The sequence below is a fragment of the Chloracidobacterium sp. genome (genome assembly GCA_016715795.1).
GTDB lineage: Bacteria > Acidobacteriota > Blastocatellia > Pyrinomonadales > Pyrinomonadaceae > OLB17.
In genome coordinates this window covers 880,667-903,620 of sequence record JADJXP010000002.1, presented here as the reverse complement: position 1 = coordinate 903,620, position 22,954 = coordinate 880,667, and the positions used below count along the sequence as shown (strand labels likewise).

The following is a 22,954-nucleotide window of genomic DNA, read 5'->3' as shown; positions in this document are numbered from 1 at the left end:
CTTTTTTTGATGGCCCAGCCGCGACAATTCAAATACTTTGATCTGCTCATGGCTGCGTTCGTCGCCGTCCTGCTGTGCTCAAACCTGATCGGCGTCCACAAGGTATCGTCGGTCAACTTGCCGGTGATCGGCGAATACGTCTTTGGCACGGGCGTCCTCTTCTTTCCGCTCAGCTACCTTTTCGGCGACATTCTGACGGAAGTTTACGGCTATGCCCGCTCGAGAAAGGTCATCTGGGCGGGATTCGGTGCCTTGATCTTTGCATCGCTGATGGCATTCATCGTCACGTCGCTGCCTGCAGCTTCGGTCATGCCTGCCGAGCAGCAGGTCGCGGTCAACACTATATTCGGCCAGACGTGGCGCATCGTCGCGGCCTCGCTGCTTGCGTTTTGGGCGGGCGAATTTGTCAATTCATTCGTTCTTGCGAAAATGAAGGTTTTCACCTCCGGCAAATATCTGTGGACGCGCACGATCGGCTCGACCTTCGCCGGCGAGGCCGTTGACAGCGTGATCTTCTATCCGCTGGCATTCCTCGGCACCTGGCCGGCCGCCGAGGTCGTCAGTGTACTTGTCGGCAACTACTTTCTCAAGGTGTTTTGGGAGATCGTCGCAACCCCGATAACGTACAAGGTCGTCCGCTTCCTTAAACGGGCTGAACACGAAGACCATTTCGACCGCGACACAAATTTTAACCCTTTCACCCTGGCCCTCGAACCCGAGCATGGAAAGAACTAGATCGGGAAATATCAACATCGTCCACGACCTCGTAACGCAGATCGGCAAGAATCTGCTGATGGGCAATCGCCTTGTGCGCAATTGGCGCCTCAAGCGCCCGCGCACGGCGCAATACCATACAAACACAGACGAATTCCTGCAAAACTACGCGTTCGCGAGCCTTAGTTTGCTGCGCGAATACGTCGGCGACCTCACCGGCAAGTTAGTCTGCGAGATCGGTCCCGGAGACCATCTGACCTCCGGATTGAGCATTCTGGCGGCCGGCGCTTCACGCTACGGCGGTATCGACCGGTTTCCGGGCGATTATTCGGGTGAGGCCTCGAAGCACTGGTACGCCGAGATCGAGAAGAACTGGCCGCGGTTCTATCCAGCCGTGCCGTGGCCCGCATGGCTGCATGCGTCGGATTTTCCGGAAGGCTATCCTGACCGCGTCGAGGTGATCGGCGAACCTCTGGAGACCGCGAAGACCGAGAGTAAATACGACATCGTCTGCTCATTCCAGGTCGCCGAACACCTGTCAGATATTCAGGCCTTCGCCGACGTTCACAACCGAGTGCTGACCGATGGCGGCGTCGGCCTCCACCGCGTGGATTTTGGGCCGCACGATTGCTGGTTCCAATATAGCGATCCGGGAACCTTCCTTTGGTTTTCCGATTGGATGTGGAGGCTAACAGGCTCTAATCGCGGCGTTCCAAACCGCAAACGCCATCATGAATTCATGCAGGCTTTTGAGAACGCCAACCTCAACGTCGAAATTCTCTACACCAACGATTTCGACCGCTCGATGATGAACCTCGGCAAGCTGAACCGTAAATTCCGCGAAATGCCGCTCGAATCCGTCCTCACCGGCACCGCGATTTACCGTTTGACGCAAAAATCGTAGATAATCAGGTGACCAATGCCGTCGCCATCGATCGAATTGTCCACACCGCTCGTTGATGTCCCCCGTGACGCGCTCGCGAACCTGACCGTTAACCTAAGTAGGAAACTCGCCGCCGCCGTGGCCTCGCTGGCGGGCAAAACCGACGTCGAAGCCGCAACGGTCGGCGATCTGCTCAGCTATTTCCCTTCGCGTTACGAGGACAGGTCAAATTTTCTCTCGCTCGATAAACTCGAGGACGGCATTGAGGCCGCCGTCGAGCTTTTCGTTCGCAAAGCCTCGGGCCGCCGCGTCGGCCGTAACCGCGACCCGCGAAAGCCCCCGCTTTTCCTATTTGAGTTGATCGCCGGCGACCGTGACCGGCTCATGCTGCCGGTAGCCGTCAAATGGTTCATCTCAGGCCGGAATTCGAACGAGATCGCCGCGTGGTATGAGAAACGCTTCGCCCTCGGCACCCGTTTTGTCGCCCACGGCCGCTGGGAACGCGACGAACGCGGTCGATTTGAACTGCGGATCCAGAAGCCCGACGAGATCGAGATATTGCCGTCGGTGGGCGACGCAGAGAGCTTTGGCCTGCTCGAACAACCGAGCGACGAGTCGGCCACTGTGAAGACAATCGATGAGACCGACGATGAGAACGCCTCCGATCCGTCGCTGGCGACGATCCACACGGGCCGTGTGCCCGTATATCGCAAGCTCGGCCCGTTTCAGACCAAGCGTTTACGCGAGGTGATCCATTCGTTGCTCGACAACATTGATCCTGCCTCGGCCACCGACACTTTGCCGGCCGAGATTCGTGAACGCCACAACCTCGCGTCACGAGCTCAGGCCATTCGCGAGATCCACTTTCCGCCCGATGATGCTCTCATCAGCGAGTATGAGATGCTTCGCAGCCCCGCTCAGCGGCGGCTGATATTTGACGAATTTTTCTGGCTTGCATTCTCGATGGGCCTGCTCCGCGGCGAGCGCGAGCAGGAGCCGAAAGGCACCGTCATCGAGGTCACTGACCACACAAAGGAAAGATTGAGGTCGATCCTGCCATTCCCACTCACGGGCGCCCAAAAACGCGTGGTCGGAGAGATATTCACCGACCTCAAATCCGACAAACCGATGAACCGCTTGATCCAGGGCGACGTCGGCAGCGGCAAGACGATCGTCGCGTTACTCGCGATGCTTGCCGTCGCCGAAAATGGCTATCAGGCGGCGCTAATGGCCCCGACCGAGATACTGGCCGAACAGCATTTTCGAAATGCGCGGGCGCTCCTTGGCGAGGGCGGCTATCGCATCGAGTTGCTCGTCGGCAGCACAAAGGCAGCCGAGCGAAAAAGGACGCTGGCTGCGCTCGCTGGTGGCGACGTGAATATGATCGTCGGCACACATGCCCTGATACAGGAAGGTGTGACATTTGAGCGGCTCGGCCTGGCTGTGATCGATGAACAGCACAGATTCGGTGTGCTCCAGCGAGCCCAAATCAAGGCCGCGGGCGTCAATCCCGACGTGCTCGTGATGACCGCGACACCGATTCCGCGCAGCTTGGCGATGACCGTTTACGGCGACCTTGATGTTTCGATCATCGATGAATTGCCGCCCGGCCGCACCCCGATCAAAACGGTCGTCTGCGGCAACGACCAGCGTCGCGGCGTTTACAAAGGCATCGAACGCGAGATCAAACTCGGCCGCCAGGCCTACGTCGTCTATCCACTGATCGAGGAATCCGCCAAATCCGACCTAAAGGCCGCGACCGCTATGTACGACGAACTGCGGCGAACCGTATTTCCTCAATACAACGTGGGGTTGCTCCACGGCCGTATGAAACCGGCGGAAAAGGAGGCGATCATGGCCGATTTCCTAGCAGGCCGCATCAACATTCTCGTCTCGACCACGGTCATCGAGGTCGGTGTCGATGTGCCGAATGCGTCGCTGATGGTCGTCGAGCACGCTGAGAGGTTCGGGCTGTCGCAGCTTCACCAGCTTCGCGGCCGTGTAGGGCGAGGTGCCGAACAGAGCTACTGTGTCCTGCTGACCGGCGACAAGCGGACCGCGACAGCAAGAGAACGCCTCGGCATCATGGAGCAAACGTCGGACGGCTTTAAGATCGCGGAGAAAGACCTTGAAATTCGCGGCCAGGGCGAGATCCTCGGAACGCGGCAGTCAGGCCTGCAAAACTTTAAGATCGCCAATATCATTCGCGACCTCGATCTACTAGTCGCCGCGCGCACCGAGGCCAATGAACTCCTCACAAGACGCCGGATGTCACCCGAAACCGCCGAAATGGTTCGCCTCGTCCGAGGCGATAGACGCCTGCGGCTCGGCAGCATCGGTTAGTTCTGAGTTCAAGCTTTAGCGTGTCTTAGATAGAATAGGAACAAGCTAAAGCTTGGACTCACAACGTTAGACCTATGCGCGTCATCTCGGGTATTTATCGCGGCCGCACCTTGAAAAGTCCGCCCGACGCGAAAACACGGCCGACCTCGGACCGTCTGCGCGAGACACTCTTTAATATTCTCGCTCCAAACATCAATGACGATACGCGCTTCCTCGACCTATGTGCCGGAACCGGTGCGATAGGTATCGAGGCCCTCTCTCGCGGAGCGGCATTCGTGACATTTGTCGACCGATCTAAACGCTCGTGCGCCTTGATCGAGGAGAACCTCGACAAGCTACAGGTTCCGGAATCGCAGACCGACGTGCTTAATCTGGATGCCGAGAATTTCACGAGCCGCGAGCACGAGACCGGCTGGGATATCGCTTTTTTTGATCCGCCATACGATTTCGACCCATCGCTCGTGATACACGATTTTGGCACAAAAGCGGACCTGCTCCGCGAGGGCGGCATCCTGGTCGTCGAACATCACGCCAAATCACACATCCACGACGCCGTCGGACGGCTCCGCCGATGGCGCGTTGTCAAACAGGGCGAATCAAGCCTGAGCTTTTACGAGAATGCCTAAGATTTTTTCGTTAAAGGCCTTCGTTTGGCTCATCCTCGCATTGATCTGGAGCACCACGTGGATCTTTATCAAGATCGGCCTCAACGATCTGCCGCCCATCGCGTTCTCGTCGGCCCGTTTTCTCATTTCGGTAGTCGTTCTGTTCGTGGTCATTCGGACCCAAAGGATACAATTGCCAAAAACCGCGGCAGAATGGCGCTTGATCGCCCTGACAGGCATCCTGCAATTTGGTGTCAACTACTCGATGGTCTTCTGGAGTGAGCAGTACATTTCGTCGGGCCTTGCGGCCGTCCTGCAGGCGACCATCACGGTCTTTGGGCTTGTCCTTGCTTGGATATTCTTGCCCGACGAACGAATTACACCGCAAAAGATCGTCGCCGTCGCCATCGGCATTATAGGAGTCGGCGTGATATTCAGCGACCAGTTGCGTGTTGAGAACTTGCTGGCCTTCGTCGGGTGTGTCGCCGTCGTGGTTGGATCGTATGCCGCCGCACAGGCGTCAATACTGATCAAAGCAAAGGCCGGGGGCATTCATCCGGCGTCGCTCGTTTTCTGCCAAATGCTCTGTGGCCTGCCGCCGGTCATCGCATACAGCCTTATCCGAGAGGGCAATCCGCTCGTGTTTTCGTGGTCATGGATGTCGATCATCTGCGTCCTTTATCTGGCGCTTTTCGGCTCCGTGATAGCATTTTGGCTGTATTATTGGCTGCTGGGCCGGATCGAATCGACAAAGGCGATGATGATCTCGCTTGTCACGCCGTTGCTGGCCGTGGTGATCGGGAACGTCGTCCTCGGCGAAACGCTGCCGCCTCTGACATTCGCCGGCGGGCTTCTGATCATCGCTAGTATCGGCCTGATAGTCTTTCGACGGAAAACGGTAAAACCACAGATAAACACCGATGCACACGGATAGATTTGGTATTTCTATCTGTGCTTATCCGTGTTTACCTGTGGTTAAATTCTCCTGATGTTCTTCAATTTCACAACCGCTGGCGAATCGCATGGCAAAGCTCTAATGGCGATCATTGAGGGCGTGCCCGCCGGGCTGCCGATCGACTCAGCGGCCATAGACCACGAACTCTGGCGGCGGCAACAGGGCTACGGCCGCGGCGGACGGATGAAGATCGAGGACGATAAGGTCGAGATCATCTCCGGCATCCGTCACGGCAAAACGCTCGGCTCGCCCATAGGGCTGGTGATCGAGAACAAGGATTTTGTGCACTGGCAGAATGTCATGAGCGTCGAGCCGCCGCAGAAGCCCGCACGAAGAAAGGGCACCGACTCATCTGACGACGGGAACGCTGAACGCGCCGTCACTCGCCCTCGCCCCGGCCACGCGGACCTTGCCGGCGGACAAAAATACGGTGCCCGCGATCTGCGAAACATTCTCGAACGCGCTTCCGCCCGCGAGACTGCCGCCCGCGTCGCCTGCGGAGCCATCGCCAAACAGCTTCTCGCCGTTTTCGGTATCGAGATCAAAAGCCACGTCATCCGCCTCGGCCCGGTGCAGGTGGTCCCGCTTTGGCGCTCGTGGGATGAGATCTCGGCAATGCGCGAGAATTCGCCGCTGCGGTGTGTTGACGAATCCGCTGAAAAGGAGATGATCAAAGCCATCGACGATGCCAAAAAGCAGGGCGACACGCTCGGCGGCATCTATGAGGTCGTCGCCCGCGGCGTACCTGTCGGCCTCGGTGCTCACACGTCGTGGGAAGACAAACTCGACGGCCGCATCGCCCGCGCCATAATGTCGATCCATGCCACAAAAGCCGTCGAGATAGGCGAAGGCGTCGCAAATGCCGGCCGGCCCGGGTCGCAGGTGCACGATGAGATATTTATGTCAGTACCACCGGCGGTCGCGGGTGGTTTAATGCCGACCGATGAGGCCGTGGAAGCGAACGTTCAACCGCCCGCTACCGCAGGCGGTTCAGACTACTGCCGCAGAACTAATCGTGCGGGCGGTCTCGAGGGCGGCATCACCAACGGCGAAGAGATCCGCGTTCGCGGCCATATGAAACCGCTCTCGACCTTGCGAAAACCGCTGCGCTCCGTGGACATAGAGACAAAGCTCGCGTCAGATGCCGCATTCGAACGCTCCGACATCACCGCTGTCCCGGCGGCCGGTGTCATCGGCGAAGCCATGCTCGCGATAGTCCTTGCCGACGCTATGCGTGCCAAATTCGGCGGAGATTCGATCGAAGAAATGAAACGCAGCTACGACAGTTACGTCGCTGCACTGGCGACCTATTAAAAATGCCCACGAAATACACGAATAGCACGAAAAAAAGATGTGCAGGAATTATCTTCCTTTTTGTGTCTTTCGTGTATTTCGTGGGCTGTTCTTCCACTGTAGATAGGCCCGCGTCGAATATGTCGGCGGCCCGCGAGGCAAAGCGGGAGCTCAAGGAACTGCGTGATGCTATCAAGAAGGTCGAACCTTTCTTCAAGCCGATGGGCACGCCATCACGAGATGACTGGCTCGAATCCCACAACGAGCCGGGGCAGACGTTTGAGGAATACCTTGACAGCGACCCTGTCAGGCCAAAGCAGGAGCGTCAGAAGCTCTATGTTCTTCCATTGGGAACTTTCACGCCGCAACAGAAAAAGATAATAGACATCGCCGCCGGATATATCGCGATTTTCTATGATCTTCCCGTCGAAAAGATGCCATCGCGGGCATTCACGGCAACTTGGCCGCACATTCGCCAAAACAAATTCACAAAGACGCGACAGATAAAGACGGGCCACATCATCAATGACGTTCTAAAACCGCTGCTCCCTGCTGACGCTGCCGCGCTGATCGCATTCACCGCAGACGACCTGTATCCGAACGAGTCGATGAATTACGTGTTTGGCCAGGCCAGCCTCGAAGACCGGCTGGGCGTGTGGTCGCTGGCTAGGCTGGATGACCGCGCCGCCTACGACAAGTTCCTCGGGCGAACGCTAAAGATCGCTGCGCACGAGACGGGGCATATGTTCTCGATGCGGCATTGCACGAAATATGAATGCCTGATGAGCGGCACGAACAACCTTGCTGAGACCGACCGGCGGCCGATCGACACATGTCCGGAATGTATGGCGAAGATCTGCTGGCTGTCTGACATCGCTGCCGGTGATCGTTATAAGAAACTAGCGGAATATTGTCGAAAGAATGGCTTAGCGAGCGAAGCTGACGAATACGACCGCAAGGCAAAGGCTGTCGGATGACCTTACTTGCCAATATCGCGTCGGTATTGCATCCCGGGCCAGGAGATCTTTTCGACAGCCGAGTAGGCCGTCGCGAGCGATTCGTCGAGCGTTGCGCCGGTCGCCGTTACACCCAGCACGCGGCCGCCCGACGTCACAATGCTGCCGTCGGGCGAATCGGTCGTCCCCGCATGAAACACCTGGACGTTCGGCGCAGCCGAGGCTTCGGCCACGCCGGAGATGACATCGCCAGTGCGCGGCATCGAGGGATAGTTCTCGGAAGCGAGAACTATACAGGCCGAGCTTCCCGGCCGCCAGCGAATATCCATATCACCGAGCGTCCCGGCAAGCATCGCGTCGCAGATATCAAGAAGGTCGGTATCGAGCCTGACAAGTATGGCCTGAGTTTCCGGATCCCCAAATCGAATGTTGTATTCGAGTACCCTCGGCCCCGCTGCGGTCATCATCAGGCCAAGAAAAAGTATCCCGCGAAAGGAGATATCCTCTCTTTCGCATCCGGCAAGCGTCGGACGAATGATCGTTTGCTCGATCTCAGCAAGCTGTTCGCCGGTCAGGAGCGACGCATCGGTGATGGCTCCCATTCCGCCTGTGTTAGGGCCGGAATCACCGTCGCCGATGCGCTTGTGATCGCGGGTCGCCGGCATGAGAGCGTAGCTCTCGCCGTCGACAAATGCCAGGAGCGAGACTTCCCTACCGACGAGACATTCCTCGAGCACGATCTTCTCGGCAGCGGCCGTCCCGACCAGCGACGCCATTGTGTTGATCGCATCCGCAGCCTCGGCTCGATCACGGGCGACAACGACGCCTTTACCGGCAGCGAGGCCGTCCGCCTTGACGACCACCGGAGCGTCCGGCCCGCCAAAATCGCCGCTCTCGAGCTCAAGAATGGCAAAACCCGCCGAATGGGCCGTGACATACCGCGCGGTCGGCACGCCGTGACGCGCCATAAAATCCTTTGCAAATGCCTTGCTCGATTCGAGCCGGGCGGCATCTCGCCGTGGCCCGATGATCCTCAGGCCGCGTTTCTCAAACTCATCGACAACGCCCAACGCCAGCGGCGTCTCACCACCGACAAAGGTCATGTCGACACTATTCTCGCTCGCAAACTGAACGAGACGGGCGGCCTCGTCGTGGCGGATCGGTACGCACTCAGCGATCGCGGCGATGCCCGCATTCCCATTCGCGCAGAAAAGCTTTTCAACTCGCGGCGAACGGCGAAACGCCGCACAGATAGCATGCTCGCGGCCGCCGGAACCGATCACAAGGACATTCATAGGATCATTGACTGCAAAAGCCGGATAGTCATACCGTCTTGACATTGGAACTCGCCGGATGTATGGTCAAACAATCTCAACGTAGCGCTAAATGCTAGATTGGACAGCCGCCCCCACCTGTCCAATCTACAATACGAGGTTGCCTTTAGTCTAAGGAGGCGTCGAGAGAGTGATAGGGCCGGGCATGTCGGATATCGAAGATCAAGGAGCCGCGAGCGTTCGTTCGTCCGCCGACGAAGATACCGATCTTCAGGATATCTCAATCATTTGTATCGACTGTTCACTTGCGTTCATATGGAACGCGGGCGAGCAGTTATTCTTCCGCCAGAAACTTCTGACCCATCCACCCAAAAGGTGCAAGCCCTGCAAGAAGGCCAAGAACCGCCGCCTGCGGGCCGTCGAGATCGCAAGGACCACCGGCAAACGTCCAAGGATAGAGGTCGCCGCCGAATGCGCACTCTGCGGGGATGCAACGACAGTACCGTTCTTTCCGAGCCAGGGACGGCCGGTCTACTGTCGCAAGTGCTTTCTCGAGATCGATACCGAGCGCGCCGCCGCTGCGGCCGGTTGACGTCAGCCGCCTACGTGTACGTTTGGGCGAAGTTGTGGATCGGACTCGGCCTGCCTCAGTATCTCGCGAGTCACCGGAGCCGTGTCGCCCTCACCGAAGAGAATATAGCGGGCAAGATACATGATCGGATTGCCCTCGCTCCAGCCGAAATAGACGTGCGGTATCTTGCCGGTTCGGTCGCGCAGATAGAGTAGGAACGCAGCGATAGCGTTTGGCACGGCCGGCGCTTGGGTGCGAAGTATCTTGTAACCCTCCACGTCAACGCCGCGGATGAAAAGCTTGCCCTTGAACTCAGACGAATCGCCTGGCTCGATCTCGTAGAAGATCACCGGATCGGACGATGGGATGTGATTGTCGACACGTTTCTCGTGCTCCTTGAACCGATATTCGGTCAGGTCGCCTTCCTCGCGACGATTAGTGACGATCCGTATCTCACCCTCGGCATCGACCTCGTCAAGAAAGGCCTGTGCCGCCGGATCAAGTTCGATCTGATCGATCCTGATCTCGGTCGAGCGCATGGCCCTCGACACAAACGAACTGGCAATAATGGCAAAGATAAACATCGCCGCGATCTGGATACCGCTCGGCTGTTCGATCATATTGACGGCAAGTGTATACACAAAGACGATCGTGATGGCCACATAAAGCGGCCACGTCGCATGTCGGCGGCGCCAGGCCGAGACCATCACAGCGAACGACGCAGATGTCATCAAGGCCAGAACGCCGGTCGCGTAGGCTCCGCCCTGCGCCGTCACATCAGCTTGGAACATGAAGGTTACGACGAAACAGATGAGGGTAAAGACAAGGACAAGCGGCCGCGTCGCCCTGGCCCAATCCGGTGCCATGCCGTATCGCGGCAGATAGCGCGGCACGATGTTCAGCAGGCCTGCCATTGCCGACGCACCCGCAAACCAGAGGATCATTATGGTCGAGATGTCATAGACAGTCCCGAATATCTCACCGAGCAGGCCATGGGCCAGATACGAGAGGGCTCGTCCATAGGCCGCTCCACCCTGTTGGAACGCCTCGGCGGGAACGAGCATTGTTGTAATGACACTGCTGCCGACAAGCATCACGCTCATGATAAGAGCGGCACCGGCGAGCAGTTTTTTTCCGTTACGGATACGCCCGGCGAGATAGCGTTCCTCGTCGCTCGTGATCTGTGCCTCGGAGAATGCGGTGTGCAGCCGCGCCTTCTGTTCGGCGGGCAGCGAGTGGTCGCTCTTGACCAGCGGCATCACGACGACGCCGGTCTCAAACCCCGACAGGCCGAGGGCGAGCTTTGGAAAGAACCACAGCGACACGATCGCGAGCCAAAGTACGCTGCCCTCCACGGAAGGAGTTGCCCACACGACCGACTGCCATTTAGTGAAGGCCTCAGGATGGATCCAGAAGATCTCATACAATCCACGAGCGATGGTCACGACGTTGAGCACAAGGAACACGGCAACGATCCCAACCGCGATACCGATCGCCTCGTTGAAACCCCGCAGGAAGACGATCCCCAACATCCCGATGAGGACAAGGGTCACGATCACGGGGTGCTCAAGGAAATGAAGGTTCTCTCTAACGAACGGGTTTTCAACGATGTGGGCCGTCGCGTCGGCAGCCGACAGTGTGATGGTGATAATGAAGCTTGTGGCAACAAACCCAAGGAGGATGAGCACGAACATCTTGCCCTTCCAGCGCGAAAGGAGATTCTCTAGCATCGACAGCGAGCCGTCGCCGTGGGGGCTCGCTTCGGCGACTCGCTTATACATCGGCAAAGCACCGAACAACGTCAGCAGCACCAATACGAGTGTCGCGAATGGCGACAATGCACCGGCGGCCAGAAAGGCGATGCCCGGCTGGTAACCGAGCGTCGAGAAATAATCGACGCCGGTCAGGCACATTACTTTCCACCACGGATGGCGCTTGTGGCGGCCTTCGGGTTCGTGCGGCCCTTCGATCTCGGCTACGCCTTCGAAAAGCCACGTTTTGAACCAGCTTTTAGCACCAGCCTTCATAGCCCGAAAACACAAAGACCGCCGGACGTCCTGCGCCCGCGGCCACAACTTTCTGATATTGTCCTGTCGGTCCTGAGAAACACGAACCTGAGCAGCATGTCCATCAAGCCGGTCTGCGCAAATTGAAAGGGGCGACGTCTCCCACACCGCCGCCCCGCGGCTGCCGAAGCAACCTTATGTTCACCGGGAGGTGAACAAGCTAATTATGCACAAGAGCAACGAAAACGCAAATACAAGTCGGAGCGGAAGGTAAGACCATCGCGCCGCTAATAATGACGCTACCGGATGGCGACAGCGCCAGGCAGCGCGGACTGAATACCGTCCTCACTCGTTGCGAAAATAGAATACAGGCCCGGCGGTGTATCAGGACTGATCTTCAGGACAAAACTGATGACCGCGAGGTCGTCACCAAAGTCGTGCTGACGGACCGATCTAGGCAAGATCGTTATGTAGGGCGAGTTGAACTCGACCGCGATATCTCGCCGATCAAGTGAATTGCCGCCGAGAAATACGACGTGCTCACGACCGGTGTCGAGCGTTATCGACGAATCTGTCAGTTGGCTGTTGAGGCCCACGAACAAGAGTTCGTCTCTCGTGCCTTCCGGATCGAGCCTCAGCGATAGGGTCTTTGTCTCCTGAGCACCGAGTCTCACCATGCCTAGGTATCCGATGCTTGAGTGTGCCTTTCCCTCAATGCGCCGCCACAACAGCGAGTAGCTTCCGCCAGGCATACCACCCAGTTGAAAACTCCCGTCTGCAGCCACCTCGGCCCACGCCGACACCCGGCCCGTCCCGTTCTCTTCGGCCCAGACACTCATGCCGCTGGCCGATCTGGTCGTGAGTTTTCCCGTGATCGTCGAGCAACAGTCTTCAACCGCCGTCGATCCATATATCTGACGGACGGCCGCAATATCACTCGCCGCGAGTGTGCGCGGGCCATTGACGAACGGAAACTCATTGTTGCGAGCGAGGCTCTCGCTCATAACAGAACCAATCACTCCCGAATGCCGGATCCCGAGCAGGTGGCCGATCTCATGAGTAAGAGTCGATTCAAGGTCAAACGTGCCAAAGGTCCCATCGGTCGAGAACTGGAGAAATGGATTCAATACAATGTCAGCTTCGGTGATCGTTCCGAGACGGTTGTAAAACACACGTGTGCGTGCAGATTCGGCGTTCGGGTCCCGAGAGAAAAGCAACACATTCTCAGGGGTCTGAGCGATCGTGATCAAGCTGACACCGTCACCGGCGACACCTGACGGACTGATACTCTGACGTTCGGACGTAGCAACCGTAAATTCGACATCCGCGACGGTGCTCCAGGCTGTGAGACTTCTCTTTATTGCTCCGGTGATATCACTATCGGCCTTGATATTTGGGCTCGGACGATAAAGTGAATTCGACAACGAGAGGCGGATCACCGGCGTCCGCCATTTGAGGCTTAGAGGCTCGCCGCGGTCAACGGACGCGCTCGCAGGCGCAGCAAATACCGAGGCGGAAAAGCACGCCAATAACAGCAGACAGCCACAAACATCCCTGATCGCCTGCATAAGCTCGCTCTAGCTTTTTGCCACGGCACCGTCGCCGTCCGTACGGCTCACTTTCTCGAGGTCAGTAAAGCCCACGATCAACAAAAGAACGACGATCGCCAACGTCGCAAGGACGTAAAGGATCGATATCTGCTCATATGCGATCAAGCCGCCGATCAGCGCCGCGACCGCTACCATCCAGATCAACGCCAGCTTGCGCCGGCTGATTCCACTCTTGCTATTAGCCATAAGTCGTTAGTTTACCACACGGAGCGGCAACTCCGTCTTTAGTGACCCATTGTCATCTCCGGCGATCACCGGCGGATATTGCCGCTTCGGCCCACCTTTCGTCCCAACCTCCAGTATATCAAACGGTTTTAGGATAATATCCGGGACTTGGCCTCGCTCGATCTGCTGTAAGCTGGTCTCGATCACGCGACTATCATTCTGATCCTTTCGAAAGAGGGTTATCCTCTGCTTATCCGCTCCTTTCGCCGGACCGCCAGCCGCAGCAATGGCACGAGTGACAGTCATTTCAAGAGCCGAGTAGATCGGCCGCGGATTATTGACTGCGCCGATCACGTAGACCGGATCTGCCCTTACGACAGATATGAGGTCGCCGCTGAGTATTCTGGGGTCAGCGTCGCCCGACCCGCTCAAGAGTTCGGAGATTTTGAGGTTGATCGTTCGAGAGGCGTTGTCTCGCAGCGCAGCTTCGCGAATCGTTCGGACATCAGCGTCATTGCCCGAACAGCTTGCGTTCCCGGGCCGAAAAATGGATATCCCTCCACTGGCTCCTTCGGTTAGCCCACCCGCCATGACGATCAGCTCCCGCAGGTTTACTCCCCGCAGCAGGCGGAAGCGCGTAGGCGTTCGTACCGCTCCGTCAAGCCTTACTGTGGGCCGGTTCGACCGGTCGATGATCCTGACGACGACCTGCGGATCACGGAGCATCTTGGAGAACGCTTTAGATATATCGGCCGCGATCTGATCGACCGACCTGCAGTGGCCAAAGATCGCGTCGCCATACGAGTCAAAGCCACCCAGAAAACCCTCTGGATCGAGTCGCCCGCGCCAGTCAAACTCGAATCCACCCAATACATCGACGTCGATCAGATCGCCAAAGTGTACGAGTGAATCCGGATCGTCCCCGGCAACAATTCCCTGAGCGCCTGCACCACCACAGAGAACCAGCAGGCACGCGAAAACGATCAAGAACTGCCGGAAGCTGGACATTTGCACCCAAAACCAAGCTGGGATAGGACTATCGGTCTTTGACACGGGATTTTCGATTCCGCGATCCGCGTTCGACGGTGCCCGGCACGGCAAAGCCCGTGAATTCCCAGTTACACGCGTCGCACAACAAGTGATAGCGGAAAAACAGCTTGGAGAGCAAAGATGTTGGCTTGTAGCCCCGCCGGATTCGCTTGCTCCGGCATCGGGGACATCTCTGAGAGATCATGATCTAACTCCCAACAGCATAACCGTTACACGGCCCCATCCAAAGTCTCACGCACCTTTTTCGAGCAGCCTGATCCGCTCGATCTCGGCCAAGATCTTCTCTGCAGCCTCTTCACGCTCATCACTTTGGACGTTGTCGCGCCCCAGATAAAAGAGTGCGTCCTTGTAGATACTCTTTGCGTTCGAGTATTCGCCCTTGAACGCAGCCTTTTCGGCCTGCTCGACCAAGTGAGAGACATTGATCGAAACCAGCAGATCACCGAGAACCTGCCGCGATTCGCGCAAGCTGTCCTCTTCGGGGTACGAGGCCAAGGCCGTGTCCACCACGCTGATCGCACTCTGGGCTGCGTCCATTTTTTCGGCAACATCCGGGCGACTTCGCGCCTCGGCGGCATAGGCACGAGCCTCGATCTCAGCCCACTTAAGCATATGAAAGCGATGGAGTTCACCTGCTGTCGAACGCCCCCGTAGCAGTGGGGCCAGCCGGGGCGATCCCGCTTTTACATTCTTCAGGTCGATCTCATTGCGGGCCAGATACTCACTGCACAACTCAAACACTTCACGATGGCCTGCCGAAACCTTCGCGAACACGTTAGCGGCAGAGGATTTCTGCTTGATCTCGCCAAGGATCGCGGCGTTCAGCTCCAGTGTCAGCTTTTCTCCGTCGTAGATGTCTGATCTAGCAGAGTGGCCCCGAAACTGGCTGTCGATCGACCGCTGCTGGGCGGCCAGTCTCGCTCTGGCGCGCCGTAGGATCACCTCGCGAAGAATGACGGCCCCGATCATGAGGATGCTTGCCCCGATGCCGGCCGTGATCCACGGCGTCTCTTCACCGCCGTCGTGGAGGATGCCCCAGACAAGGAAAAAGAATACTGCCGATACGGCGACTGTCAGAACGTAATAGTTCGACGCCGGCAGCCAGAAAGGCCGTCTTGTTCTGCGCACATTTGACCGCATGAAAGATTCACGGCCGGCTCTGATAAGGATCGCGGGACCGTGTGGTTCGCTAGATTATAACCCGAATAATGCGTAGTCTGCTATAATCCGCTAAATGGTGCGGCATAGGAGGAAAAAGGCCGTAAGGCCGGTCTTTGATTCGATCAGAAAGCCGACCGCTCCGCCATCGCGGCACATCGGCAGCGACGCTCTGGAAGAGAAACGTCACCCGTCGCTGCGAAAGGTAAAACACAAGAAAGACCCGTCCCCGGAAGAATAATGGTCAATCTGCAGAATCTTTTTAAGAGCGAAGAGAGTGTTTGGGCCCGGCCCGAGATGAACGTCACTTTTCGGGCTGAGATAATGCCCGGCCGCGATCGTGAGGAGCGGACGTATCGGATCGAGAGCGTCCTGCGTAACGGCCGCGTCACGCTATACGATTTTCCCGGCGAATATCGTGAATCCGCTTTTGAGGCGATCAACTTCTTGCGCGAGAAAGCGGCTAAAGGCTAGAGGTCGTACACTCGGCCGACATCGAGAATCTCAACTTGACCGATTCCCAATTTGTCGATCTGTTCGACGACCTGCCGACGATACATAGGCTTAATATTGACAACATGAACGGGAACGGACCGGTTCGTCAGTTTCTCAAGTTCAGTTTTGAGCCCTCGCGGAGTGAGATGACAAGAGACCGCGGCGAGATCGGCCAGTTCGTCTGGGAACGCACATTCTACAAATATCGCTGCCAAGTCTTCGGCAAAGTTGCAGGCTTGCCAGATCGCATCCGTCTCGGCCGTGTCGCCGGTTATTGCTATCGAAACACTGCCGTCCGAGATGACATAACCGCTGGCGCCGACTTTGTGATTAACGGCTATGCTCTCGATCGAAAGATGGCCGGCCTCGAACGTACTGCCGTGTTCAAATTCGCAATATTCGATAACCGAGCCGTTGTGGTTACTAAGCTCAGAGAATTTCGGGTAGATCGACCAGTTAAAGATGTCGCGTTCGAGAATGTCGATCATCTCTCGCGTCGCATGAACGCGGACGGGTTCGGTGAGCGTTGCGAATAGATCGTCGATAAACAGGGGCAATCCGGCGATGTGGTCGAGATGGGCGTGTGTCAGAACGACGTCACGTATGTTCGTCCGCTGCGCGTCCGAACACGACAACGCCAGGCAACCCGCATCTATCGCCACGCGGTCGTCGATAACAAGCGTAGGCAAATGCTGCCTTACGGACGCTCGTCCGTCGGGTTCGATAGTGCTGGGCAGCATCTGCACTCTCATAAATGTCTATCTCGCACACGTTTGGGCACGCCCGCCGTCGATGGCGTAGGTCGCGCCCGTGATCCAGCCGGCCTTGTCCGAGGCCAGATAGCAGATAAGCTCCGCCACCTCGTCCGCCGTACCGACCCGTCCGATCGGATGCGTTTCGGTCGAATGTTCAAGAAACGCCTTATATGCTTCCGCTTCCATCCCACCACGTTTGTGGAGGTTCGTTACGACCACGCCGGGGTTGACGGCGTTTACGCGGACGCCCTTAGGGCCGAGTTCCAACGCCGCGCAGCGGGTGAACTGGTCAACTGCCGCCTTTGATACGCAATACGCAAAGACGTTAGGGAATGCGCGAGTCCCGGCGACGCTCGACACGTTGACGATATTCCCTTTCGACGCGATCAAATGCGGCAAACATCGCTGCGAGAGCATAAAGACCGATCGCAGGTTGATGTTCATCATCCGGTCCCATTCGTCGATCGTAGTGCTTTCGAGGGTCCCGTTCTTGATAATGCCGGCGGAATTCACCAGCACGTCAATCCGCTTGTGCTTCTGCATGCAGTCGGCGACAATGCGTTCGAGATTGGAATCCTCAAGCACGTCTGCCAGATGTGTCCTGATCGTCCCCTCAGCGTCCTTCGCCTCAGCCACAAGATGCTTCAGTTCCTTCTCGTTCCGCCCGACAGCAACGACCGTCGCCCCACGCTCGGCAAACAGCGCAGCCGCAGCACGCCCAATCCCACTGCTCGCCCCCGTAACGATCACGACCTTACCCTGCATAATCTGTCGAAATGAAATCGGTTAAGGATAGCAATGAAACCGCGCGGGTGGCAAATTCCTACTCACGCGTCTGGAGTGTTAGCCGTTCGATTCGAGGTACGGACCTTCTAATCGAGGCGCTTGGTATGATCGCGGTAATTCTGGAAGCTACCGTCGCTGAAGCGGAAGGCTTACGGTCCCCGCAAGAAAACAGGCCCCGACGTATGTCTGCCTGTTTTTCTCTGCCAAATTCAAACGGAATCTACGACTCCCTCGGCGTGCGGCCGCCGGAGAATAGGAGGTCGAGGGCGGCGCGGGTTTCGTCCGACTTGCGTTGTTTGAGGTCCGTGACCCAATCGGTAACGGTCGAGGCCAGGTCGCGGGCGGCCTGACGCGTGGATTTGACGCGGGCCCGGCGTTTAGCCGGTCGTGCTTCGGTTCGCTTGATGATCTTTATCTTTGCCTTATCTGACATTTCACGTTCCCCCTTGAATGAATGAACTCGTTAGGTATAAATGCGTTGGTTTGTAACCGGTTAGATTACGAATCGCCGCCGCGGGTTGTTCCGAATAATTGCGAAGAGCGATAGAATCTGGTCTATAGACGCGTTTATGAGCCCTTCGGTCGCAGCGGTTTTGTATTTTGCGTGCGGTTTCCCCGTGGCGATATACCTCGTCACGCAGCGGCGGCCGACGCTCGTCAAGATCGTCGTCTGGTCACTGTTGTGGCCGGTTTTCGCAGGTGTTTTGCTGTTTCGGCTGGTCTTTCCAAGTCTGGAAATGCGTGAGAACGCCCGCCGCCTGCGCATTGAGAGCCTCGCCGCCGAGATCGAGCGGGACGCATTCGATGACGACGCAATGGCGGCCGTTTTTGAGTTTCGCGAGGTATTTTACCGCTACGCCGGCCTCGCCGACGCCGTTTCAACGCCGCTTCCCGACCTCCCCGACCTTCACGAACGCTGTCTCGCCCGTAATAACCGCGTCAAGTTGACAATTCACGCCGCGCTTGCACGGGATGAGTTCGTCGATGCCGTAAAGACGTTCCCGTCCGCCTCTCGCCGCCACGCGATCGCCCTGACCGAACTCGTCGGCGACGCCGAGACAAGGAGCCTGATAGCTGACGGCTGATCGCTGATTGCTCATTCCTCGGGTTGACACCGCGTGCTCATCCGTTGCACCTTATTCCATACAAACTTTCGTAATCCGAATACCAAAGGAGCTGCTAATGAAGAGAGTTATTTTGGGCTTTCTCGCGACGTGTCTGTTGGCGCTGGCCACGCACGCGCAGGAAAAGCCCGTTGCGTTCATCAACGCCCGCGTGATTCCAATAGTCGGCGAGCCTATCGAACAGGGTATCGTATTGATCCAGAACGGAAAGATAGCGGCCGTCGGCGACGCCAAGGCGGTTCGATTGTCGTCCGACGTGACCATCATCGACTGCAAGGGCAAAGTGATAATGCCCGGCATCGTCGATACGCACAGCCACATCGGCGGTCCGGCGGGCGGCGACGCATCGTCTCCGATACAGCCCGACGTGCGAATACTCGACAGCCTTAACGTGAGGGCTTCGAGCATCCAACGAGCGCAGGCGGGCGGCATCACCAGCGTCAATGTAATGCCCGGTTCGGGCCATCTCGACAGTGGGCAGACCTTGTATCTCAAGCTCCGCGACAACGCCGTCAAGATCGATGATCTGCTGATACTTGACGCCGACGGCAAGTACATGGGCGGTATCAAATTCGCCAACGGCACAAACTCGATCCGCGCGGGCGGCGGAGCGTTTCCGGGCACACGGGCGAAATCCGCCGCGCTGGTACGCGAACAGTTCATTAAGGCACAGGATTACCGGGACAAGGTCGCAAAAGCCGCCGGCGACAAGACAAAGATGCCGCCCCGCGACCTCGCGATGGAGGCCCTTGTCGAGGTCCTCGAACGCAAGCGCACTGTCCATTTTCATACGCATCGTCACGACGACATCATGACGGCTTTGCGGCTCTCGAAGGAGTTCGGCTTCCGCATCGTCCTCCAGCACGTCAGCGAAGCATGGAAGGTGGCAAAAGAGATCGCTGATGCAAAGGCACCGGCGTCGATCATCTTTATTGACTCGCCAGGCGGCAAGCTCGAGACCGTGGATATCGATTTTAAGAATGGAGTGGAACTCGAAAAGGCGGGTGTCCTGGTCGGATTCCACACCGACGACGGCATAACCGATTCGCGTTGGCTCCTGCGCTCGGCCGGCCTCGCTGTGCGAGCCGGTATGACGCGCAAAGGTGCTCTCTATGCTCTTACGATGGCAAATGCCAAGATGCTCGACATCGACGGGAGAGTCGGTTCGCTTGAGGCGGGCAAGGACGCCGACTTGGTTGTCCTTTCGGGCGATCCGCTGAGCGTTTATACGCATGTCCTCCAGACATACGTCGAGGGCAAGAAGGTCTTTGACCGGGCCGACCCCAAGGACTACATCTACGCCGTCGGCGGCAAAGGAGCAACCGACGACAGCGACATGACCGGCGACATTCATTGCTTCGACGGCGACGGAGGGAACCAGTGAACAACGAAAAACTAATAACGAACAATTCAAGAACTATGATGAGACTTCCGTTCTTCGCTCTGGCACTATTCACTATTCACTGTTCATTATTCACTGCTTCGGCCCAGATAGCTGTCAAAGGCGAGACTGTCTGGACAATGAATGGCGACCCGATCACGAACGGTGTCGTGCTGATCAGCGCGGGCAAGATCACCGCCGTCGGCAAAGCCACCGAGGTGCCGATCCCGACCGGCTATCGCGTCATGACCGCCAAGATCGTCACGCCCGGCCTGATAGATGCACACACGGTCATCGGCCTTAACGGCTACCTTAACCAACCTCACGACCAGATGGCGCTCGACGGCGGGGCGACGATCCAGCCAGAACTGCGGGCCACCGACGCATATAACGCCGAAGAGAAGCTCGTCGAATGGGTGCGTCAATTCGGCGTCACGACCATTCACACCGGACACCAGCCGTCTGCACTTATTTCCGGCCAGACGATGGTAGCCAAAACGTGGGGCAAGAATGTCGATGAGGCCACGATAGTGCCGACCGCGATGATCGCCGTCACGCTCGGCAACGCCGCGAATGCCGGAGCGGGCCGTTCGCCGGGAACGCGTGCCAAGCAGGTAGCGATGCTGCGGGCCGAACTGATCAAGGCCCAAGAGAACGCCGCGAAGGCCGATAAGCCCAAAGACCAGCGCTCTGCGATCATGCTGCGCGTAATTAACCGTGAGATACCGCTGCTCGTCACCGCCGAGGCCGCACAGGACATCATGACTGCTATCCGCATCGCGAAGGAATTCAATATCAAGATCGTTCTCGACGGCGTTGCCGACGGCCACCTCCTGACGAACGAGATCAAGGAGTCTGGTTTCCCCGTAATCGTCCACGCGACGATGGCACGGCCTGGCGGTGACCGCACGAATCTGTCGCTTGAAAACGCATCAAGGCTAAGGGTAGCAGGAATCCCGGTCGCCCTTCAGAGTGGTTACGAGAGCTATGTCCCAAAGACGCGCGTCGTCCTCTTTGAAGCCGCTATGGCCGCGGCCAACGGCCTCAGCCGCACCGACGCGCTGGCCACGATAACCATCGACGCCGCCAAAATACTCGGCCTCGAAAAACGGATCGGCTCGATCGAGGTCGAGAAAGATGCTGACCTCGCTCTATACGACGGCGATCCGTTCGAATGGACGTCGCATTGCACGGGGACGATCATCAATGGCCGCATCGTCAGCGAAGGGCCGAAATAGTTCAGTTTTCAAATAACCATGCAAAAGATCCTTTTAACTCTGCTCGCCGTCTGTTTATCGTCGGCCGTGCTGGCCCAGGCCCCGAGCCCCTCACCGTCGCCTGCGAAACCGCTTGACCCCAAAATGGACGATCCCCCGGTGGTGACGAAACACACCGTTCGTGTCGGCTCTCAGACGTTGAGCTACACCACGACGACCGGCTTTATGCCGATCAAGAACGCCGTCAGCGGAGATGTCGAGGCTCGGATCTTCTTCATGGCATACACGCTCGATAATCCGCCGACGAAAAGGCCGCTGATGTTCTCGTTCAACGGCGGGCCCGGCTCGGCTAGCGTCTGGCTGCACCTTGGTGCTCTGGGGCCGCGACGCGTCAAGATGCTCGACGACGGTATGCTTCCGCCGCCGCCGTATGAGATGGAGGACAACGCCTCGTCGTGGCTAACCGAGACCGATCTCGTTTTTGTCGACCCCGTCGGCACGGGCTATTCGCGTGCGGCAAAGCCTGAATTGGCAAGTAAGTTCTTCGGAGTCAATGGCGATATCGAGTCGGTCGGCGAATTTATTCGAATGTATCTCGGCCGCAATGAACGCTGGACCTCGCCGCTGTTCCTCGTCGGTGAATCATACGGCACGACCCGCGCGAGCGGATTGTCCAACTGGCTCTTTGACCACGGTATCGCCCTTAATGGCATCGCCCTTGTGTCGGCTGTATTGAACTTTCAAACGATCCGCTTCGCCGCCAACAACGATATGCCGCTGGTATTCATCTTCCCGAGCTACACGGCGACGGCGTGGTATCACAAACGCCTACAGCCGCAACTTCAGTCTAAGACCATCGAACAGGTAACCGACGAGGCCCGTCGCTGGGCGTCCAACGAATACATGCGAGCCCTGCTCAGGATCGATTCGTTGACCGACGTTGAGCGGAACGCGCTTGCCGCATCATATGCCACATTCACGGGCCTCCCGACCGATTTCATAATTCGCAACAACTTTCGTATCGAGTTGGGGGAATTTCAGAAGGAATTACTGCGCGTGCCTGAACGCCGCACCGTCGGCCGGCTCGACAGCCGATTCAAAGGCATCGACCGGGATGCCGCTGGTGACGGGCCTGACAGCGACCCGTCGATGAACGCCATTCGCCCGCCCTATACGGCGGCCTTTAACAGCTACGTTCGCGGCGAGCTTGGTTATAAGTCGGACGTTGAGTACTACATCCTCGGCGGCGGTGTCACCAGTCCGTGGAACTGGAACACCAACAACGCCTACGCCGACACGAGCATGCCGCTCAAGGATGCAATGGCCAAGAACCCGTATATGAAGGTCTGGCTCTCACAGGGCTATTATGACATGGCCACGCCGTTCTTTGCCGCAGAATATACGGTCTCGGCAATGAACCTTGACCCAACCCTGCGTCGAAACGTCTCGTTCACCTACTACGAGGCGGGGCACATGATGTATATCGACGTGCGCGAGCTCCGCAAACTAAAAACCAACGCCACGGCCTTTATTACGTCCGCAGTCAGGAGTAAGAATTAACCGCGAAACACGCAAAAAAAAGAAAGAGCCTCCACCGCGAACCTCTTATTTAG

The 22,954-nt window shown here is 57.5% G+C and carries 23 protein-coding genes; 14 read left to right on the top strand and 9 right to left on the bottom strand.

The genetic code is table 11. From position 1 onward, the window contains the following. The first annotated feature begins 9 nt into the window (after nt 1-9). From IPM59_09045 to IPM59_09015, 7 genes are all read left to right on the top strand, one after another. Nucleotides 10-735 (top strand): queuosine precursor transporter, encoded by a 726-nt coding sequence (locus tag IPM59_09045; GenBank protein ID MBK9215736.1) that lies wholly within the window; start codon nt 10-12, stop codon nt 733-735. Further along, nucleotides 722-1,618: a hypothetical protein gene (locus IPM59_09040; protein MBK9215735.1), complete on the top strand. Its 897-nt coding sequence runs from the start codon at nt 722-724 to the stop codon at nt 1,616-1,618. Before IPM59_09045 ends, IPM59_09040 begins: the two co-directional genes overlap by 14 nt. A 15-nt stretch (nt 1,619-1,633) precedes the next feature. After that, the gene (gene recG / locus IPM59_09035; GenBank protein MBK9215734.1) at nt 1,634-3,940 is read left to right on the top strand and encodes an ATP-dependent DNA helicase RecG; all 2,307 of its coding nucleotides are present in this window, start codon (nt 1,634-1,636) and stop codon (nt 3,938-3,940) included. Nucleotides 3,941-4,014: 74 nt separating this feature from the next. Then, nucleotides 4,015-4,566, top strand: coding sequence for a 16S rRNA (guanine(966)-N(2))-methyltransferase RsmD (gene rsmD, locus IPM59_09030; protein MBK9215733.1), 552 nt, complete (start codon nt 4,015-4,017; stop codon nt 4,564-4,566). Then, a complete protein-coding gene (locus IPM59_09025; protein MBK9215732.1) occupies nt 4,559-5,479 on the top strand; it encodes an EamA family transporter in 921 nt (306 codons plus the stop codon). The genes rsmD and IPM59_09025 overlap by 8 nt, the downstream gene beginning before the upstream one ends. A gap of 54 nt (nt 5,480-5,533) precedes the next feature. Further along, complete coding sequence (gene aroC, locus IPM59_09020; protein MBK9215731.1) at nt 5,534-6,814, top strand: chorismate synthase; 1,281 nt, start codon at nt 5,534-5,536, stop codon at nt 6,812-6,814. Between the two features lie 119 nt (nt 6,815-6,933). Further along, nucleotides 6,934-7,770 carry a hypothetical protein gene (locus IPM59_09015; GenBank protein ID MBK9215730.1) on the top strand — a complete coding sequence of 279 codons (837 nt, stop codon included), beginning with the start codon at nt 6,934-6,936 and terminating at the stop codon, nt 7,768-7,770. Nucleotides 7,771-7,772: 2 nt separating this feature from the next. Here IPM59_09015 and purD read toward each other — a convergent pair whose 3' ends face one another. Beyond that, nucleotides 7,773-9,044 carry a phosphoribosylamine--glycine ligase gene (purD, locus tag IPM59_09010; GenBank protein MBK9215729.1) on the bottom strand — a complete coding sequence of 424 codons (1,272 nt, stop codon included), beginning with the start codon at nt 9,042-9,044 and terminating at the stop codon, nt 7,773-7,775. A 184-nt stretch (nt 9,045-9,228) separates the two neighbouring features. On the opposite strand from purD, the gene IPM59_09005 reads away from it, so the two are divergent. Then, nucleotides 9,229-9,615 carry a zinc-ribbon domain containing protein gene (locus tag IPM59_09005; protein MBK9215728.1) on the top strand — a complete coding sequence of 129 codons (387 nt, stop codon included), beginning with the start codon at nt 9,229-9,231 and terminating at the stop codon, nt 9,613-9,615. Between the two features lie 2 nt (nt 9,616-9,617). Here the strand turns inward: IPM59_09005 and IPM59_09000 are convergent, their stop codons facing one another. The 5 genes from IPM59_09000 to IPM59_08980 form a co-directional block, all read right to left on the bottom strand. Continuing rightward, a complete protein-coding gene (locus tag IPM59_09000) occupies nt 9,618-11,621 on the bottom strand; it encodes an amino acid transporter (GenBank protein MBK9215727.1) in 2,004 nt (667 codons plus the stop codon). A gap of 278 nt (nt 11,622-11,899) precedes the next feature. Next, complete coding sequence (locus IPM59_08995; protein ID MBK9215726.1) at nt 11,900-13,168, bottom strand: matrixin family metalloprotease; 1,269 nt, start codon at nt 13,166-13,168, stop codon at nt 11,900-11,902. Between the two features lie 9 nt (nt 13,169-13,177). After that, complete coding sequence (locus IPM59_08990) at nt 13,178-13,396, bottom strand: hypothetical protein (GenBank protein ID MBK9215725.1); 219 nt, start codon at nt 13,394-13,396, stop codon at nt 13,178-13,180. A 6-nt stretch (nt 13,397-13,402) separates the two neighbouring features. Then, complete coding sequence (locus tag IPM59_08985; GenBank protein MBK9215724.1) at nt 13,403-14,383, bottom strand: SLBB domain-containing protein; 981 nt, start codon at nt 14,381-14,383, stop codon at nt 13,403-13,405. A gap of 273 nt (nt 14,384-14,656) precedes the next feature. Then, on the bottom strand, nt 14,657-15,553 hold the full coding sequence (locus tag IPM59_08980; protein MBK9215723.1) for a hypothetical protein: 897 nt from the start codon (nt 15,551-15,553) through the stop codon (nt 14,657-14,659). Nucleotides 15,554-15,659: 106 nt separating this feature from the next. Here IPM59_08980 and IPM59_08975 point away from each other — a divergent pair, with 106 nt between their 5' ends. Beyond that, on the top strand, nt 15,660-15,824 hold the full coding sequence (locus IPM59_08975; protein ID MBK9215722.1) for a hypothetical protein: 165 nt from the start codon (nt 15,660-15,662) through the stop codon (nt 15,822-15,824). Beyond that, nucleotides 15,824-16,057: a hypothetical protein gene (locus IPM59_08970; protein MBK9215721.1), complete on the top strand. Its 234-nt coding sequence runs from the start codon at nt 15,824-15,826 to the stop codon at nt 16,055-16,057. The genes IPM59_08975 and IPM59_08970 overlap by 1 nt, the downstream gene beginning before the upstream one ends. Here the strand turns inward: IPM59_08970 and IPM59_08965 are convergent. From IPM59_08965 to IPM59_08955, 3 genes are all read right to left on the bottom strand, one after another. After that, nucleotides 16,054-16,830 carry a 3',5'-cyclic-nucleotide phosphodiesterase gene (locus IPM59_08965; protein MBK9215720.1) on the bottom strand — a complete coding sequence of 259 codons (777 nt, stop codon included), beginning with the start codon at nt 16,828-16,830 and terminating at the stop codon, nt 16,054-16,056. The two genes, IPM59_08970 and IPM59_08965, sit on opposite strands and share 4 nt — an antisense overlap. A gap of 6 nt (nt 16,831-16,836) precedes the next feature. Continuing rightward, nucleotides 16,837-17,598 (bottom strand): SDR family oxidoreductase, encoded by a 762-nt coding sequence (locus IPM59_08960; protein MBK9215719.1) that lies wholly within the window; start codon nt 17,596-17,598, stop codon nt 16,837-16,839. 241 nt (nt 17,599-17,839) lie between these two features. After that, nucleotides 17,840-18,052 carry a hypothetical protein gene (locus IPM59_08955; GenBank protein MBK9215718.1) on the bottom strand — a complete coding sequence of 71 codons (213 nt, stop codon included), beginning with the start codon at nt 18,050-18,052 and terminating at the stop codon, nt 17,840-17,842. Nucleotides 18,053-18,188: 136 nt separating this feature from the next. On the opposite strand from IPM59_08955, the gene IPM59_08950 reads away from it, so the two are divergent. The 4 genes from IPM59_08950 to IPM59_08935 all read left to right on the top strand — a co-directional run bounded on the left by IPM59_08950 (nt 18,189) and on the right by IPM59_08935 (nt 22,901). Then, nucleotides 18,189-18,704, top strand: coding sequence for a hypothetical protein (locus IPM59_08950; protein ID MBK9215717.1), 516 nt, complete (start codon nt 18,189-18,191; stop codon nt 18,702-18,704). A gap of 97 nt (nt 18,705-18,801) precedes the next feature. Beyond that, complete coding sequence (locus IPM59_08945) at nt 18,802-20,127, top strand: amidohydrolase family protein (protein ID MBK9215716.1); 1,326 nt, start codon at nt 18,802-18,804, stop codon at nt 20,125-20,127. 38 nt (nt 20,128-20,165) lie between these two features. After that, the gene (locus tag IPM59_08940; protein MBK9215715.1) at nt 20,166-21,362 is read left to right on the top strand and encodes an amidohydrolase family protein; all 1,197 of its coding nucleotides are present in this window, start codon (nt 20,166-20,168) and stop codon (nt 21,360-21,362) included. An 18-nt stretch (nt 21,363-21,380) separates the two neighbouring features. After that, nucleotides 21,381-22,901, top strand: coding sequence for a peptidase S10 (locus IPM59_08935; GenBank protein ID MBK9215714.1), 1,521 nt, complete (start codon nt 21,381-21,383; stop codon nt 22,899-22,901). Nucleotides 22,902-22,954 lie beyond the last annotated feature (53 nt).